The sequence below is a fragment of the Paenibacillus segetis genome (assembly GCF_014639155.1).
Classification (GTDB): domain Bacteria; phylum Bacillota; class Bacilli; order Paenibacillales; family Paenibacillaceae; genus Fontibacillus; species Fontibacillus segetis.
Map to the genome: position 1 here is coordinate 70731 of NZ_BMFT01000003.1, position 18189 is coordinate 88919.

17 protein-coding genes and 1 pseudogene are annotated in these 18189 nt (G+C 41.9%); 2 read left to right on the plus strand and 16 right to left on the minus strand.

Annotated elements, in window-relative coordinates; all coding sequences use genetic code 11:
* Nucleotides 1–32 precede the first annotated feature (32 nt).
* On the minus strand, nucleotides 33–1097 hold the full coding sequence (locus tag IEW05_RS19570) for a GerMN domain-containing protein (protein ID WP_188541564.1): 1065 nt from the start codon (nucleotides 1095–1097) through the stop codon (nucleotides 33–35).
* A gap of 148 nt (nucleotides 1098–1245) precedes the next feature.
* Here IEW05_RS19570 and IEW05_RS19575 point away from each other — a divergent pair, with 148 nt between their 5' ends.
* Entirely contained in the window at nucleotides 1246–1806 is a 561-nt protein-coding gene (locus tag IEW05_RS19575) for a phosphatidylglycerophosphatase A family protein (RefSeq protein ID WP_188541565.1), read from the plus strand.
* 94 nt (nucleotides 1807–1900) lie between these two features.
* On the opposite strand, the gene IEW05_RS19580 is transcribed toward IEW05_RS19575, so the two are convergent.
* The 10 genes and pseudogenes from IEW05_RS19580 to IEW05_RS19620 form a co-directional block, all read right to left on the minus strand.
* Nucleotides 1901–2761: a MurR/RpiR family transcriptional regulator gene (locus IEW05_RS19580; RefSeq protein WP_308420450.1), complete on the minus strand. Its 861-nt coding sequence runs from the start codon at nucleotides 2759–2761 to the stop codon at nucleotides 1901–1903.
* Between the two features lie 148 nt (nucleotides 2762–2909).
* On the minus strand, nucleotides 2910–3851 hold the full coding sequence (locus tag IEW05_RS19585) for an ROK family protein (RefSeq protein ID WP_188541566.1): 942 nt from the start codon (nucleotides 3849–3851) through the stop codon (nucleotides 2910–2912).
* A gap of 5 nt (nucleotides 3852–3856) precedes the next feature.
* The gene (locus IEW05_RS19590) at nucleotides 3857–5416 is read right to left on the minus strand and encodes a DUF4127 family protein (RefSeq protein ID WP_188541567.1); all 1560 of its coding nucleotides are present in this window, start codon (nucleotides 5414–5416) and stop codon (nucleotides 3857–3859) included.
* 44 nt (nucleotides 5417–5460) lie between these two features.
* A complete protein-coding gene (locus IEW05_RS19595; RefSeq protein WP_188541568.1) occupies nucleotides 5461–6294 on the minus strand; it encodes a carbohydrate ABC transporter permease in 834 nt (277 codons plus the stop codon).
* 10 nt (nucleotides 6295–6304) lie between these two features.
* The gene (locus IEW05_RS19600) at nucleotides 6305–7225 is read right to left on the minus strand and encodes a carbohydrate ABC transporter permease (protein ID WP_188541569.1); all 921 of its coding nucleotides are present in this window, start codon (nucleotides 7223–7225) and stop codon (nucleotides 6305–6307) included.
* An 81-nt stretch (nucleotides 7226–7306) separates the two neighbouring features.
* Entirely contained in the window at nucleotides 7307–8629 is a 1323-nt protein-coding gene (locus IEW05_RS19605; RefSeq protein ID WP_188541570.1) for an ABC transporter substrate-binding protein, read from the minus strand.
* A gap of 92 nt (nucleotides 8630–8721) precedes the next feature.
* Nucleotides 8722–9426, minus strand: coding sequence for an N-acetylmannosamine-6-phosphate 2-epimerase (locus tag IEW05_RS19610; protein WP_188541571.1), 705 nt, complete (start codon nucleotides 9424–9426; stop codon nucleotides 8722–8724).
* Between the two features lie 286 nt (nucleotides 9427–9712).
* A complete protein-coding gene (locus tag IEW05_RS19615; protein WP_188541572.1) occupies nucleotides 9713–10711 on the minus strand; it encodes an MBL fold metallo-hydrolase in 999 nt (332 codons plus the stop codon).
* 23 nt (nucleotides 10712–10734) lie between these two features.
* Nucleotides 10735–10863, minus strand: a pseudogene (locus tag IEW05_RS25835) (class I SAM-dependent methyltransferase); the annotation flags it as partial.
* Between the two features lie 252 nt (nucleotides 10864–11115).
* Entirely contained in the window at nucleotides 11116–12342 is a 1227-nt protein-coding gene (locus IEW05_RS19620) for a peptidylprolyl isomerase (RefSeq protein WP_188541573.1), read from the minus strand.
* Between the two features lie 222 nt (nucleotides 12343–12564).
* Here IEW05_RS19620 and IEW05_RS19625 point away from each other — a divergent pair, with 222 nt between their 5' ends.
* On the plus strand, nucleotides 12565–13920 hold the full coding sequence (locus tag IEW05_RS19625; protein WP_188541574.1) for a dipeptidase: 1356 nt from the start codon (nucleotides 12565–12567) through the stop codon (nucleotides 13918–13920).
* Nucleotides 13921–13976: 56 nt separating this feature from the next.
* Here IEW05_RS19625 and IEW05_RS19630 read toward each other — a convergent pair whose 3' ends face one another.
* The 5 genes from IEW05_RS19630 to IEW05_RS19650 form a co-directional block, all read right to left on the minus strand.
* On the minus strand, nucleotides 13977–14861 hold the full coding sequence (locus IEW05_RS19630) for an AraC family transcriptional regulator (RefSeq protein WP_188541575.1): 885 nt from the start codon (nucleotides 14859–14861) through the stop codon (nucleotides 13977–13979).
* 158 nt (nucleotides 14862–15019) lie between these two features.
* On the minus strand, nucleotides 15020–15715 hold the full coding sequence (locus tag IEW05_RS19635; protein WP_229753557.1) for an ABC transporter permease: 696 nt from the start codon (nucleotides 15713–15715) through the stop codon (nucleotides 15020–15022).
* Nucleotides 15716–15765: 50 nt separating this feature from the next.
* Complete coding sequence (locus IEW05_RS19640; protein ID WP_188541577.1) at nucleotides 15766–16542, minus strand: ABC transporter ATP-binding protein; 777 nt, start codon at nucleotides 16540–16542, stop codon at nucleotides 15766–15768.
* Nucleotides 16523–17524 (minus strand): ABC transporter substrate-binding protein, encoded by a 1002-nt coding sequence (locus IEW05_RS19645; RefSeq protein ID WP_188541578.1) that lies wholly within the window; start codon nucleotides 17522–17524, stop codon nucleotides 16523–16525. Before IEW05_RS19645 ends, IEW05_RS19640 begins: the two co-directional genes overlap by 20 nt.
* Before the next feature lie 322 nt (nucleotides 17525–17846).
* Nucleotides 17847–18071 (minus strand): helix-turn-helix domain-containing protein, encoded by a 225-nt coding sequence (locus IEW05_RS19650; RefSeq protein WP_188541579.1) that lies wholly within the window; start codon nucleotides 18069–18071, stop codon nucleotides 17847–17849.
* Nucleotides 18072–18189 lie beyond the last annotated feature (118 nt).

An 18189-nucleotide genomic window follows, 5' to 3' on the forward strand; every position in this document is an offset into this window, starting at 1 on the left:
GGAGACCAACGTCTCCCTTTTCCTGTTTGACTCTATAGAGGAATTTGATTGATTAACTCTGGCTGCGATACTGGCTCACTATAGTTCTGATTATCCAACCCAACGACATCCTTCTGTCCATTCAACCAAATTCTCACTTTGTCTCCCTTGGCATTCTCCGTGACGGTTAACACCACCGATTGCATCATTTGAGCCGGTGGCTTCTCACCAACATCAAACATGTCATCATTAATCGATACCGTCACAATACCATCATTAGATACGGTTACACCGTTAACCGCACTATTATCGGTAAGCACTCGCTCTAGACCCATTCCCTGTGAAGGTCCCTTGATCAGTTCAGCAAGTGCAGACTTCACCAAGTCCCCTCCGCTTGGAACAAATCGGGTGACGGGTACATAATATTGAACTCCGCCCTCTGTTTCTGCCGAGAAGTATACAGTAACTGCACTAGTTCCCGATAAACTCGAGTTACTATCATGATCTAAATTGATACCCAAGGAACGATTTAATGGTCGATCCAAAGGTGTTCCATCCACGGGCATTTCATTTAACTTCTCACCGTTAACCCATAGTTGCACATTCTGTATTTCTGGATTCCCTGTTAGTGTCCAAGTAATCGCTTCAAGAATTTTACGTTCATCTGCGACCGGATACTTACTAAACATCGTATTGAACTCTACGACGGCAAGCTTCTCATCCTTTTTAATCGTTACTGCATCAACCTCGGTGCCTTTTGGAAGCACGCCTTTGAAACCGGCTGGAATTAACGAACTGTATGGACCACCGTCAACCAGCATGTCCAGTGTCGTGTTCAAATCTTCTTCATTCGAACTCGCAGGTAAATGAAGTGTAACCGGGGCAAGTAGTCCTTTTTCATTTTGCAAATACACTGTGGAGAGTTTGTCCCCCACTTTGAGGCTTGTCTGGTCCGTAGGTGCAAGGGCCGTATCTAACATTTGAGCTTCCACATCCGGTGGCGGTGGATCGATCTGGGCTGATGAGCTCACTCCAAAAGTACTGCAGCCTGATAGTATAAGCGGGAGTGTTAACACACCAACGGCGACAGTATTGCGAAATTTAGAAATCAATTTCATGATCTGGGTTCCTCCCTAACATTTTTCAATGGTTTGTATTACTATATATACGAGCCTCTTTTCGAAAAATAACTATATTTTTTAGAGAAGTGGGTACACTCCATCATGTTCAGTCAAATAATTCGATCAAGAAGTAGAGGTGTTTGAGATGGATCAACCCAAAGAAAAAGTACCATACAGCCTTAACAGTAAAAAAGTCGCTGACGCGACGAAACATTGGCTTCAGAAACGTGGCGTTACGATAGACGAAATCGCAGAACTCGTCATGATGTTGCAGCGGAAATATTATCCAAATTTAACTATGGAAGAATGCGTACATAACGTAGAGCAGGTACTTAGCAAGAGAGAAGTACAAAACGCAGTTCTAACTGGTATTCAATTGGATATTCTCGCTGAGCAGGAGCTATTGATTCCTGAACTTCAAGATATGATTTCCAATGACGAAGGGTTATATGGCGTAGACGAAATACTCGCTTTCTCTATCGTTAATGTGTATGGCAGTATTGGATTTACGAATTACGGATATGTGGACAAGCTTAAGCCTGGTGTACTCGACAGACTAAATGATAAGAGCTTAGGTCCTTGTAATACTTTCCTCGATGATATTGTAGGGGCGGTTGCCGCCTCTGCCAGCAGTCGGATTGCCCATCGCAAGCAGGCTGAACGCGAAGTCGAAATCGGGGAAGATGTGGCAGATGGGGATAAATAAAGTCTTGATTCTATAAAAGTAGAGATCACAAAAAAACCGATAGCCAATTGCTGTCGGTTTTTTATTACCTTCCCCCGTGCGATCTAATTCATTTTTAGTACAGTTTTTCTGAAATAGCCTTGGCTGTGATCTCACGATACTTTAAAGCTTCTTCTTTAATTTTAAGAGATACGCCTACATTCAAAATATCAATAATAGCCAATTGGGAGATTTTAGCGGATAACGAACTGCCTTGCAATGGATTTTCTCGAGCAACCATTAACAGCACAATATCTGCCAGTTTGGTAATAGGGGAACGTGCATTGCTGGTAATGACAATGATTTTTGCCCCTGCCTTCTTGGCCAAGTTTAAGTTCTCCAATGTATCTTTGGTGCTTCCCGAAATAGATATCCCAACAGCAACATCTCCTTGGCGCATTAGCGAAGCAGTCATAGCTTGGAAATGCGTATCGGTCTTGGCAAAACTATGTTTACCAATTCTTGAGAAACTGTGCGCGGCTTGTAATGCCGTCAATCCAGAAGATCCCACCCCAAAAAAGTGAATATAGTTCGCAGTAGTCAACAAGGTAATTGTCTTCTCCAATTGATCCGCACTGATTAGTTCTGACGTCTGCTCAAGCGTCTCAATATGCATAGAAATAACCTTACGATTCAATGTCGCTGCATCATCTTCTTCAGTAACTTCATTATATAATCGGTCGGAAGGCTTGACCAAATCCTGAGCTAGGGATAGTTTGAAGTCCTGAAATCCATGAAATTTCAACTTCCTGCAGAAGCGAAGGACTGTCGTCTCTCCCACGTCAGCTCTCTCCGCAAGTTCAGTTACTGAATGATAGATTATATCCTGAGCGTTTTCCAATATAAAATTGGCCACTTTTTGTTCTGTTTTAGTTAATCCGTTCAAATGACTTCTAATTGATAATAACGTCTTTCCCATTCCTTGTTCGTTAGACAAATAAATTCCCCTTTCAGGTACGATTCTTTCTTATACCGTAGCCCGCAGCACCTAAACTGTGCAATTTCCCTATAATAAGTTATACATAAATTCCTGTAAAAGGCAATCTGGAATACCACAACCAGCCGCCAATGCAGTTCATATCACGTTATATGAAATACCCTGCCACAGCTCCAACAACCCCGCCGTCATTTCCTAATGTGGCCGAAACAAGATCAATTCCTCTTGATTTAACTCCATACACGGGCAATAAATAACGAGATAGCTCATAGCGTACCTGACCTAATAAAAAGTCCCCTTGTTTACTAATAGCTCCACCAATTACAATACCCTCTGGATTAAAGATATGGATCAAATTTGCCAGTCCCACAGCAATATACTGGGAGTATCTCCGTAACACATGAAGAGCTTGTTCATTACCTTCCTTTGCATGGTCGAAAAGAGCTTCCGGAGAATTAAGTTCTCGTAATCCTAGGCCCTCTTCCTTTACCAATCTCATAAGCCCCGTTACCGAAGCATACTGTTCCCAGCACCCTGTTCTACCGCAGTTACACGGTTGACCACCAAGGTCAATCACATGATGACCCATTTCTCCGGCAAAACCATCTCGTCCATGATACGGCTGTCGATCTATAATCACACAGCCGCCTACTCCTGTTCCGAGGGTAACACAAATGAAATCATGCCAATGGCGACCAGAACCTACCCATGCTTCCCCATATGCCATAGCATTCGCATCGTTATCTATCGTTACAGACAGACCGGTTAGCGCTTGTAGTCGGTTGACCAGTTCCATTCCAGCCCAGCCTGGCAAATTTGCAGTAGCTCCCATTACCACTCCTAGATGACTGTCGACTTGACCCGCAGTACCAACACCAACACCCTTTACAGTCCATCCATGGTCGATTGCATATTTCTTCAGTTCCTTCACCATTTCTGAAATACGGATTAGCAGTGCTTCACCACCTTCATGTGCTTTCGTAGGCAGACTTAAGCGGTGAACGACCACACCATTTTCGTTTACAATGCCCGACTTAATGTTGGTTCCTCCAATATCCAACCCAATGGCTACTTCACCAACATGACTCATCTCCGCTACGCACCTCCTATTTCCAGCGAGAAGCCTAATTCAAACATCCGTGTCCAAGGGAGGGATACATTGCGCACAACAACATTCTTAACAACATCGTCTTGTAAATACATCTTCACAAAGTCATTCAACTTCTGCTCGATGATATCGCAGACCTCATCAAGAACATGGGATAATTCAAAATAAGAGGCGCCCAATTCAGGGAGATGGTTATCACATACCGCTTGTCGAACCAACGCTTGATATCCCCAGTCTTCGATTAATCTAGAAACATAGAACAGCTTACTCCGTTGATGAGAAGAGTCAGCCTTTAGTTCACGGGATTGATAATAAGATTGAATAACTCCATGCGAGATCACAGTCCCAAGAGAATTACCGGAGGTGTTCCATGCAGCATAACCTCCTATTCGGCCAAGCATCTTCGAATGGTGTAGAAGATTCATAAGTAAATGATCCCCACCATTACATAGGGCCACATCGGCAAGCATAACCAAACGTCCAGCATCCAGATAATACTTCATAGCCTGTACAAACTCCCGGGTATTAATCTCCGAGAAATAGGATCGATGTCGATCCTCTATCGGCGTACCCGTCTCCGCCATTTCACTCTGCCCAATAGCCGGAGAATGGACCATGAGGATGCAGTCCGCCTCATTTGAAGCGTCAGCCATAACAGCTCCAGCTGAAGTAAGATGTGCTTTTATACTCTCGTTTAGACTACGATCCTCATATTTAGGAATACACAAAGGCCCCTTTGAAGATGAATATCTCACAAATAGTGATGGAGTATAGTTCTTGACCTCACAAAATACTCTAGCAAATAAGGTACATCCAATCTCATCAGCACCCGGATAAATCGCCACGCGATGGGACAGACCCGCAAGCTCTGTTCGGATCGTCAGGGCACGCTGCTCCATAGCACTAAAACCGTATTGAGAGTTGTCATCTAGTGGGATGATTAAATAATCAATTATTCCCTTCTCCGTCAGCTCCAAAGCAAGTTCATTGATCTTTGCATTAACTCCCCGTCTTGTACGGTAATCCTGAAGTACATCTTCAGGAATGGCAGCCAATACTTCGTTCAAACGAGTCTGCTCTTCATCGTTCAAGCCCACACTTTCACTCTTATCACTCAACCAACCAAGTTCATAAATCTCTCTACCGACCTGATCATAATAGTCCGGTTCTTCTTCACTGCTAGAGTATGCGGGAACTCTGGTAATAAGATTAAAGGCATAAATCCGTAAACTTGGATTGTCTTGTTTTAACTTGTGCAGGACCATCAATCGTTCACGACAAGCCTCCAAGGACTCGTGGTGCAATCGCGATGGAACAATCCCGCCGTGTACAAGCATATCCAAAGAGATGATTACCACATCGGCGTTGCTAGACTGTTCCTCCAGCCAGGAGCTAATCTCCTGAAGTTCAGCCCGCTGCTTCTTATTTCCAAGCTTCTCAAGAGGAGGAACGATCATTTGCAAATCAGTCAACGCAGCTAGCTGCTGAGGATAGAGCCAGTTACATGGTCTTTCATCTAAAGGCAAATATATTACTTTTGTTGTCATTTCAAGCACCAACCTCAATAGTAATGTTCAAACATCTACACCAGTTATTCCTTCACAGCACCAGCTGTAATTCCACGAATAAATTGCTTCTGCATGAGCAAGAACAAGATAATCATCGGAATCAATGACATAACCGAGCCCGCCATAATGGCAGTCCAATCGATATCTCTTGATGAACGGAATAAAGCCATTCCTACAGGAAGCGTACGCATCTGCTCTCTGTTGGTCACAAGCAGCGGCCAGAGTAAGTTATTCCAGGCTGTATTAAATGTGAATATGGCCAAGGTTGCCATTGCTCCTCTGTTCATCGGTACAACAATTTTCCAAAAGGTGCGAAGCTGTGTACTGCCATCAATTGTAGCAGCCTCAAGAATCGCATCCGGCATGGACAACATAAACTGCCGAATTAGAAAAATACCAAAGGCTGTTGATATTTGGGGAAGAATCAAGCCTTGATACGTATCAATCCAGCCAAAGCTAGAAACCATACGAAATAATGGAATCATCGTCGCTTGGAACGGGATCATCAATGTAATCAGAAATAACATAAACAAACCGTTCTTACCAGGGAATTTCATTTTGGCAAAAGCATATCCCGCCATCGTACAGAGCAATACAGTGACACCTGTGAGCAAGATGGCCACGACGATGCTGTTGATGTAATATCTTTCAAACGGAATCATTGAGAATACTTTTTTATAATTCGTCCAATCCAGAGAATCTGGAATCCACTTCGGTGGAAACCGGAATACTTCACTCCCTGGTTTAAATGAAGTCGATAGCATCCATGCAAGCGGAGCTAAGTTTAGAATCAAACCTGCGCTCAGGAACAAGTATATGAAAAATAAACTGATTTTCTTTTTCCGGAATTCTCCCATATCGTTTACCTCATTCTTCCTTCTTATAAATCACTTTAAATTGGATAAGAGAAATGATTAATAGCATGAATAAAAAGACATACGATAAGGCCGAGGTGTAACCTAGCTTTAAATATCTGAAATTAGAGAAAATTTGGAAAACAATCGTTTCAGTTGCTTTAACTGGCCCACCATTTGTCATGACATAAATTTGATCAAACACGTTAAATGCCCCGATAACACCATAGATGAGTAGAAAAGCAAGTGTATCCTTCAATCCTGGTATAGTTACATTGCGAAAGGATTGAAAGGCGTTAGCCCCATCAATTTTTGCCGCTTCATACAAATGCTCTGGTATTTTCTGTAGTGCTGCTAGAAACACAATCATCGAAAACCCTAAGCCCTGCCAAACACTGGTTGCGATAATGGAATACATGGCAATCCTTTTATCCGTCAACCATCCAACGGAATCCAAACCAAAGCTACCTAGAAAATAATTTAACAGACCCTTTTCGTTATAAATCAATGTCCAAACCAATGAAACAACAACCATAGGCGTAATGACAGGAATAAAGTATGTGACTTTGAAGAAACTCTGGAAACGAGTTAACTTATCAATAGCCAAAGCCAGAATGAGAGCCAAGCCCATCCCGCCAATAAGACTGACTATGGCAAATTTAACCGTATTGAGTAAGGCTTTGTGAAAATCCTTGTTCTGTAGGATTTTCGTATAGTTCTCGATTCCAATAAATTTAGCTGGCTGCAATCCGTTCCAATTTGTAAAACTCATCAAAAAACCATAAATCATCGGAATCAGGCTAAAAACAATTAACAACGCGACCGGGATTAGTATGAACAAATAAGCTTCTTTGCTTTTTCTTACCTCCTTGGCTAAACTACGAAATTTAGGGAGGAACTTGTTCTCTGAACCGACCATCGAGTTTCCACTCATATTTTTCATCCTTTCAGTTAAAGGGCGGATTTTTACAATCTCGCCCCCAACATTCAACAGACTACACTTGCATTCTTCCTTTTACTCTTGTGCCAGGATTGAATTTACTTGTTCAGCAGCTTCATCAAGTGCTTCTTGCGGAGTAGCTTCGTTCATAACTGCTTTGGCTATTGCATCGGAAATGACTTGGCTGATCTCTTGCCATGAGCTAACGATAGGATTCGGTGTTCCTTTCTCAACGGCCTTCTTGAACACATTCATAGGCACTTCACCTCCAAAGAATGGATCTGGAGAATTCACTTCCTCGGATTCTAATGCTGGTAAGTAACCTGGGGCCGCTCCTGATGTCTTATAAATTTGAATTGCATTTTCCTCACGGCTTAAGAACTCGATGAACTTCCAAGCTTCTTCTTTGTGCTGTGATTTTTCGAAGATACTGAGGTAAGTTCCGCCGATGTGCGTACCATATTGTTTATTGCTGATTGCATCTGAAACTTTCCATTTACCTTCTTGCTCAGGGTTGCTGTTCTTGATCAATCCCATTACATATGGGCCATCTTGGAACATGGCAATAGTACCATCCTTGAGACCAGCTACGTAACTACCACGATCAGCAGTCCAGTTCACAGCAATTTTATGTTTATTCACCAAGTCCGCATAGAATTGCAACGCTTCTACACCTTCCGGGCTGTTGAAAACTGCCTTTTTGTTATCCTCGCTGAGCACCTTTCCTCCATTTGCATATAAGAACGGCTCGTAATGATACCAGTCCGGCATCACAAGAAAGGCGTACTGATCCGTTTTACCGTCACCATCCAAGTCCTTAGTCAACTTCTTACCAACTTCGACCATTTCATCCCATGTTGCTGGAGGTGCAGTAATTCCTTCCTCTTGGAGCAAATCGCTACGGTAATAGAGGGAATATGAATCAAAATCATATGGAATACCGAAAAGACCTTGTTCTGTTGTTGCTGCTTGGATCATCCCTTCACTGTATACCGTATTAATATCGCTCCCGTTTACTTTCCCACCTGATAGCGGTTTCAAATCTGCGAATAATCCGAATACTGTATATTTTGGATTCCACATGAGCCCAGTTGTCGCGATATCAGGTGTATCTCCTCCAGACGCTGCCGCAGCCATTTTGTCCCAGAAATTATCCCAGGGCTGCTCTTGAAAATCTACTTTAATATTTGGATACTCCGCTTCAAATTTAGGAATCAAGGGTTTAATCGGTGTTGTCGCTCCATAGTTATCCCATACCGTAATCGTTACCTTTTCCCCATCTCCCTTAGGCCCGTCCGCAGCGGGCTTATCCTTCTCTCCTCCAGAACAACCAGATAATACGGCGGTGGATAGTAATAATGTTGATAAAATACCTGTTAATCTTCTACTGTGCTTCATAGTAAAACCTCCCTTTTAGTATCAAAATAGATTATTAACGCTTTCAATTCTAAATTTGAAAACAGCCATCACCCCTCTCATGTCATATACATTCAACTTTTAGTAACACTTTCATATTGAAGTATTGCATCTGTATATTTTTTTGTGATCGAATGAGGCCGAGTAATTGCACCACCAATAACTACTGCATATGCTCCTGCTCGGAGACTTTGCAAAGCCTGTTCAGGACTATGAATTCTTCCCTCAGCTAGTACTGGGATCTTAACTCTTTGGCTCAAGTCAGCGATTAATTGGATATCAGGCTCCTCGCTTTGAGGGCTATGAGCAGTGTAACCAGACAATGTAGTTGAAATAAGATCGAATCCAAGCTTTTCAGCTTCCACTCCCTCTTCTACCGTAGATACATCGGCCATCAGCAGAACCTGATATTTCTCTCTTATTTCCTTGACGAGATCTGATAACTTAATCCCACCCGGCCGATCACAACGAGTAGCATCCATTGCCACAATATCTGCTCCAGCAGCAATTACACCTTCAACTTCTTTCAAAGTTGGAGTTATGTAAACATCGGAACCAACATAATCCTTCTTCCACAATCCTATTAGGGGCAGCTTCGTTACTACCTTTATCGCCGCAATATCCTGAGGCGTATTCGCCCGAATTCCAACTGCTTTTCCCATTTCAGCCGACAGGGCAAACCGGGCCATGTAGTCACTGCCAAAAAAGGGCTCACCCTCAAGGGCCTGACAGGAAACAATGAGTCCACCTTTAAATGATTGAATGATTGGATGTAACATAAGACAGTCCTCCATATTGCGGAATAATTCTCCGATTGATAAAATAATAAGTGAATATTTTCTCCTGTGTGAATCAAAAAAAATATGCCGACAGCTGCACTTTTATACACTTAGGAGGATTTTATCTCCTTTTTATAAAAAATAAATGGTTTTTTTCTTTATTATAGTTGGAAATTATTACTTTGTAAACGTTAATATTAAAAAATCCGGTTTAAATTTATTTTACTTCATGAACAACACAAAGAAGAGCGACCATAAACCCCCGTCGCTCTTCAAATACCTATGTTTATTTTAATGGAGTGAACAAAACTACACCATCCTCAGCAATCGGTGCTTCCGCTGCTATGCGCCCTTGGTCAACAAGATGAACGAGATGAGCCAAAGCTTCTGACATTGCAAAACGCATTTGATGAATACCAAGCTCATTACCAAATAGGGCAGTACAAACCTCGAAACCGCTTTGCGGAGATATTTGGAGTAATGATTCAATGTGGGATAATCTTTCTTCATGATGTGAAATGAGCGCCTTGGTACGCTCCGCAAAATGAGAAAATGGATTGCGATGCCCTGGGAAGGCTAATCTCACATCATAAGCCCCCAGCTTGACCAACGAGTCTAGGAAAGAGCGCAGAGGCTGTGGATCACTTCCCGGTAAAAGACTCACATTAGGAGAAATTTGCGGTAGTACGGCATCACCACACAACATCAATCCTCGTTCGATGTCATAGAAGGATAAATGACCTGGTGCGTGACCAGCACTCTCAATGGCCCGCCATTTCCGTCCACCCATCAAGACATAACTGCCTTCAGTTACATAGGTTATTTGTGGCGACGGCGTTACTTGGGGGATAAAACCATCCAAATGCTCCTCAAGCTGATCACTCCATAACGACGGCATACCATGAAGTCGGTATAACCGTGGGAGCTCTTCGCCCATAACACTATCCTTACCCCACATTCTTAGCGTCTCTTCGTGAGCACGGTGAGACATGTAGACTGGAGCTCCAGTTAGAGACTGAATATACCCTGCTAGACCATAGTGATCGGGATGATGATGGGTCAGGACAACCGCAACAATATCTTGAGGAACAATTCCCAGCTCACGCCATGCAGCTGTCCATTCCGCTTCCGTTGTCTCCGTATGTGGACCAGGATCAACAATCGTTATCCCCTCGGGTCCACGAAGAACGTAACTATTCACCCACCGTAATGGAGGAGCCATGGAAATACGGATCCTCGTAATATCCTCTTCTTCCCACGCCTGAATATCTGGAGTCATCTTCATGAAAGAATCCCCACTATGATCATGCGAGTCGAATGAGGAACTAAATGAACTTCTATGTAGGAAGGATTAAGAAAATCGATAATAAATTGTCCACCCGGCTTTAGCATTCTAGCAATCTCCTTAAGTACGTTGTGATTTTCTTCATCTTTCTCGACGCCAATTATATCTTACCCTGTCTCCACAACTGCCATGGAATGGCGGGCCATCCCGTTATGTATCTATCTCCCCCTTGGTTTACGTGTTACTATACTCTTTCACCTTATTCTTCATTTCCTATGTCTTTTATTGTACATCTTCAATTAGTAAACTCAAACCCTCTATTATAGATATAAAACATAGAAAAAAGCAGCGAAAGCTGATAAAGCCTTTCACTGCTAATCCATATGGGTCTACAATTAATTAACTTATTCCGCTGGCACCTCTGAACTTACTTCTTCATTAGTATCCTCTGCATCAGTTAACGTATTCGTAATCTTAGCTTTACTCCGGATATCTTGAAGCCATGTACCAGACATTGAAGATACTTGTTGTCCTACAAGACTCTTACGAATTTCTTCTTTCTTTTCTTCGAGTGTAGCCGTATGTGCTTCTTTCCGATCCGTCAGCTTAATAACGTGGTATCCTTCGCTTGTCTTCACAGCGCCACTAATCTCATCTTTTTCGAGCTTAAATGCAGCCTCTGATAAAGCTTCTTCTTGCTCTTCTTTTGCAAAGAAACCAGTATCTCCACCATTGGCTTTCGTCGCTTCGTCAAGTGACTTAGTCTTTGCTAACTCGGCAAAGTCCGCGCCGCCCTTGAGTTCTTTAATAATGTCGTTCGCCTCTGCTTCAGTCTTAACCAAAATTACCGATGCACGAACCTGTTCAGGTGTATTAAAAGAATCTTTGTAGGTTTCAAACGTTTGATTAATTTCATCATCGGTAACTGTAATTTGTGGTTCAAGCAACTTAGTCATTTTCAAGTTTATTTCAATATTCTCTCTCAAAATGTCTTCAGTTAATCCAGCTTGAGCCATCGCTTGTTCGAGAGCCTCCATTGAACCAAAGTTATCAATATATCCTTGGAATTCTTTCTCAATATCAGCATCTGTAATTGTTATCTTCGCTTTTGCTACTTCTTGGTCTAAAAGTTCTTTTGTAATGAGATCTTCAAGCGTCGCTGCTCCATTTGCATCGACTAGCTTTTCATAAAGATCATCTTGGGTAATCTTTGATCCGTTTACGGTAGCAACTACTTTCGACTTACTATTTCCAAACGGTGGTTTGATTAATACAATAACGAGCAGTACAGCAAGTACAAGAGAAGCGATCGCCCAAGCCTTACCAGGAACAGCAGGCTTTTGGTTTTCAGAACTTGTAGGGATGGCAAACACTGAAGGATCTAAGGTTCTTTGCGATTCACCTTCGACACCATCTTGCGGTGCATCTGCAGATAGTTCCGCTTCAGGTAGAGCTTGTCCTTCTTGATCTACGACTTCTTCTACAGCCTCTTGCTCTACAACTTCTTGCTCTACAAGTTCATGATCTGCAGCTTCTTGTTCTACAGTCTCTTGATCATGTTCCACAGTCTCGTTATCTGTATTATCTCCCCCCTGTTGTGCTTCTAAATCTTTTTTATCTTTATCTTCCATTTGTAATGTGACTCCCTTCATATTATGAAACTAAAATCAAAGTTCTCATTAAAGACTTTAACAGAATAACTCAAACTAAACATTAAATAAAAATTAAAAAGGATGATATGTTTTTTAATTTTCTTTTAAGAAACATATCTACTTCACATCAAGCGATTTCTTTTATGTGCTGAAAAGTAGTAAAATAATGTGGTAAATCAAGTTCGGGAGGATATGACAACCATGAATTATGAAACTTATTTTCAACAACACAGAGAACAACACTTAGACGAGCTTAAAGAACTGCTTAGAATTCCTAGTATTTCTGCACTATCCGAGCACAAATCAGATATTACTCAAGCAGCGAACTGGATAGCTGATCAACTTCGCAAGGCAGGTATGGACAAAGTTGAGATCCATCCTACGACAGGAAATCCCGTAATTTACGCAGAACATTTACAGGCTCCTGGTTGCCCTACCGTATTGGTATACGGTCATTATGACGTTCAACCTGTCGATCCACTTCACCTATGGGAAACACCACCATTCGAGCCTACGATCCGCGATGGAAAATTGTACGCACGTGGTGCAACGGATGATAAAGGTCAACTTTTCCTTCATATCAAGGCGGTAGAAGCGATTCTTAAAGAAGAGAACAAATTGCCAATCAACATCAAATTTTGTATCGAGGGTGAGGAGGAAATATCCAGTCCTAGTCTGCCTGCCTTCTTGGAATCTCATTCTGAGATGCTGGCTGCAGACGTTATTCTGATCTCAGACACTTCCTTACTTGAACCGGGTAAACCAGCCATTTGCACGGGACTTCGTGGGTTGTGCTCACTAGAGGTTACCGTACATACTGCGAATACAGATCTTCATTCCGGTACATTCGGTGGCGGTGTTCCCAACGCACTTCATGCGCTCGTTTCACTGTTAACTTCACTTCATGATGAACAAGGCCGCGTCGCAGTAGAGGGATTTTACGAAGGCGTACCGGTTCTCACGGAAGAAATGAGAGCGGAATTTGCTAAACAAAACTTTAGTGATGATAAATTAAAAGCGAGCCTCGGACTTGAATCATTGTACGGGGAAGAAGGTTACTCCTTCGTAGAAAGAACGGGAGCTCGTCCAACTCTCGAATTGAACGGAGTATATGGCGGTTTCCAAGGTGAAGGTTCAAAGACGGTTATTCCTAAAGAAGCACATGCTAAGATTACTTGTCGGTTAGTAGGACAACAAGATCCTCAGGGCATGCTGGATAAGATCGAACGTCACTTACAAGCAAATATTCAAACTGGAGCTAAGGTCACCGTAGTGCAAGGAGAAAGAGCCAATGCATTTAATATTGACCCTTCAGATCCCATGTTACAAAAAGCAGCAGATGCCTATGCGCGCGTCTATGGAACACGTGCCCTATTCACAAAAGATGGCGGCTCTATTCCAATCGTTGAGACCTTATCCCGGGTATTATCAGCTCCAGCTGTTATGATGGGATTTGGACTCCCAGATGAAAATCTGCATGCTCCAAATGAACATTTTAACTTGGAGAATTTCGATAAAGGGATGCTGACCATTGTCGAGTATTTGAAATCACTCTAAGTATATAGAACGCACGAATAAAGCAGCCCCATAATAGGGCTGCTTTATTCGTGGTGTTATTTTTGTTTGACAGGCATATATAATTCTATTCCACCGGTATGATTACCATGATCATCAAATCCTAGATGTTCTTCTAACCATTGAAATCCGCCATACACATATTTACTGTCTTTCATCCAGTTATTAAAGCGCCCCCAGGCTTTAGCAATTTCCTCTCCTAAATCGCCGTTGTTCTCCTGACCTACACTTACGACCGCATAAAGACCGCCACTTAACATCTTGGTCTGAACCTTATCATCGTTGACAACCACAGAATCATCAATGGTTACACAAACCTCATATCCATATTCCTTTTGATCAGGTGAGGTTGGACTCGGATTATTATAACCGAAAATACGCAATTTCTGTTTGTTTATGTCTAGTCCACTGTTATTCAACCAATCGATCATGACGGTAAAAGCCCCATGCTCAGGTTCTTTTCCAAAATAACAATAATAAGCAACTTTCATCGGTTCCAGTTCTTTGAGAACCTTAATATCAGGGTATTTATCCAGTAGCTCTTTATCCTGAATATCAAAATATTTGTCCAATATATTCACCCTTTCAAAATGATACTGTTTGTTCAGCCTTCTGAACTCGCTTGGTATGTAACCTGTAATTCGTTTGAAAGCCCTGGAAAAAGAATCCCCACTCTCAAAATCGTACATAACAGCTATATCGATTATGGGAGTATTACTGTTCGCTATAAAATGGGCAGCCAGACTGATTCTGCGGCATCTAATGTATTCCTTTACCGTGTACCCTACGAGCGCAAAGAACATCCTATAATAATTAGACAGTGACATATATGATTCTTGTGCAGCGTTTTGAATATCGATTTTATTCTCCAAATTATTTTCGATGTAGTCTATAGATCTTTGTATGCGCTCGTAGTAGTTCAATTGGAGGCACTCCTTATAATCATCTCGAGATGACTAAATAATAATATAGATAACCTTCATTCGTCCGACTTTTTTTCCAAAAGACTCAACATTCTAAATCAAAAAAAGCCTTCTCTCCCTCCCCATATCATGAGAAGTTCAAGAAGGCTAATCTATCTTTATTGTCGCCACTTCATAAATCTATGTTCGAGAACATCCACACATAGAAATAATAAGAATCCTACCAAGCTAAATAACATAATACCCGCATACATTTCTGAATAGTTCATCCGGAGCCAAGCATCCATAATAAAATACCCCATGCCATATTCGGTACCGTAAATCTCAGTAAAAAATAATACCGATATCGCCGTTCCGAGTGAAATACGAATCGTACTCAGAATTACGGATAATGCACCTGGCAAGGTAACATGCCAAAATTTCTGTACCTTCCCCGCTCCAATGCTACTGAGGACATCGTACGTATCATTCGGTATCGCTTTAACGCCATCACGAACAGATATAATGATTTGAAAGAGTAAAATCAACATAATCATCAAGATTTTCGAAGTCTCACCCAGTCCAAAAAACAACATAACAACAGGTAATAAGGCGATTTTGGGAATCGGATAGGTTAAATAAACGACAGGGTCCAATATCTTATTCCAACGCGGAGAACGTCCCATCAGAATACCTACAGATAGCCCAAGGATTAATGCTAATACAACCCCCACAAATACCCGAAACAAACTATAACCTATATGAATTGCGATTTCCTTGCCATCCAAATGCAACATAGATGCGTAAACGTCTAGTGGATTAGGAAGAATCGTCTTATTAATAATGACATAGAGAAGATACCAAATCACATTCATTCCTAAAAAAACACACAATAGTCTTATTAGATGAAGAATCCGTCTATTTTTCACCATTTCTCCTGCATTACCTTTCTGATTCTCTTACTCTGTTGAAAGAACTCATCACTGTCTCGCTTATCTTCATGCGTGATATGAAACACGGGATTATCCATAATGACAGGAGATTCCTCCTTATTGGAGGACATAATCACAATTTTCTCGCCAAGCAGAATCGCTTCTTCTACATCATGGGTCACAAATAATGCCGTCGTCGGATGAGAAATCCAATTCTCCAGGAATAGGGTCTGAATCTCTTCACGAGTTATGGCGTCAAGTGCCGAGAAGGGTTCATCCAACAGCATGATCTCAGGTAAAATAGCAAATGCTCTAGCAAGAGCTACCCGTTGCTGCTGCCCACCACTTAGAGACAGGGGATAGCGCTGAGCCAATTCTGCAATCCCCATGGCCGCGAGCCAATTGATGATTTGTTGCTCTTGCTGCTGCTTGGTTTGACGGCCTGAATCGCTAATCTTCATCGCCATTCGAATATTGGATTGGACCGTCTTCCAGGGAAGAAGTCCGTAATTTTGTGGTACAAGTCCTATAAGAGCCGTGCCTTGCTCACGCAGAGATAAACCATTGAACAATATATCTCCTGTGTATGAACATATTAGACCGGCAATAGAGCGTAATAAGGTGGATTTACCACAGCCGGAAGGGCCGATTACCGTATAGATACTATGCTCTGGTAGACATAAATCAATATGTCCAAGCGCACATTGCCCTCCTGGATACTCCACAGTTACACCTTTTATTTCTAACCCCTTATTTTTTGAATACGACATCCGAGATCACTTCTTCTGGTGAAATGTCTTTGCTTAATAATCCTTTCTCTTTTGCCCAAGCGAAAGCTGCCTCTACTTGCTTCTCATCTACTTGATAAGCTGGTACATATTCAGGCACTGTAATCTCATCCTTAAGTGTCTCAGGATAACCAACCTCTTTAATGATCAGGTCGATATATTCTGCTTGATCATGAGATTTCATATAGGCTACCGCATCATCATATGCCGCATACATCGCTGTAATCTCTTTGGATTTTGCACTAATGACTTCTTGCGTGAATGCTAGAATGAATGGATTGATTTCCGCTTGAATGGTCGAGCTTAATACACGAAGTCCTGATGATTTGCCCATGGTCACAAAAGGCTCTGGCAAGATTGCCGCATCTGATTTTTTATTCTTGAGTAGTTCTAATCTAGTTGGAATCTGTGGAACTTCGGTTATATTAATATCATCTTCACTTAAACCAGCCTGCTTCAGCATCGTAGCTACTGTATATTCCGTAGAAGTATTCTTGGATAGAATAACGGATTTTCCTTTTAAATCTTTCACTTCTTTAATCTCATCATTGCCGGTTAACAAATCAAATTCACCAAAGGTTGTACTCGTTGCCTTTACATCTAACCCCGCTTGATTATATATCGCTAATGCTACCAAGTCAGCACTGATTCCATCTAGCTTACCAGCTTGAAAAGCTACATCGCGGTCTTTGGCACTTTTAAATGTTTCGATATTTAAGTTAACTCCGTGTTGCTGATCAAAACCTTGCTCATGCGCAATGATAAATGGAATCGCATCAATAGACGGCAGCAGCCCCAGATTAAGCTGAGCTATATCTTCTGTTGTTGCATTCTCTGTTGAACCACTCGACGCCTTATCGGTGTTGCTACTCTTATTTGAACCACAAGCAACCAAACTAATACTAATCAAAGCCATTACCAACATCAGTGAAAATATTGTTTTTGTTTTCTTTCTCGTCTCCATGAATCTAAATTGCCTCCATCTCCTGTTGAATTCTTTGTATATTTATAATCTTTCATAACCTCATGGCATCATAGACAAAGTCAGGCTTGTACGACTGTGAGCTGCAATCTGAACCTTTGCGCATTAATTCACATACAACGATATGAATGCTACTTATCTCTCCCCATGAAGTCTAACGCAATTTTACACCACTACTCACATTTTGTATATTTTTAATTTGAGGTAAATGCATCAACCCTGGTGCAAACAAAAAACCTTCTCCCCCCTCTAATGAATAGAGATGAAAAGAAGGCTTACGGTTTTCTGCGTTCCGAAGAAACCGTCAGATTATTAGTTCCCCAAGCTTGATCAGCTCGACAACCGCCTGCGCCCGACCTTTGACATTTAGTTTCTGCATTACATTGGAGATGTGGTTGCGTACGGTTTTTTCGCTGATGAATAATTGGCCCGCAATGTCGCGCGTCGTTTTATCCTGCACGAGTAGCTCGAAGACTTCCCGTTCACGATGAGTTAACAGAAATTTGCTGTTACGATCGCTGCTTTTCAAAATGCGTCACCCCTCCTTGATCGGGTTTTGTGGTTTAACAAGGGTGGGATACAGTCAACACATATTATGAAAAAAGATCAGTAATGGTGCGCTATGCGATCAAAATAGGCTTGGGGTT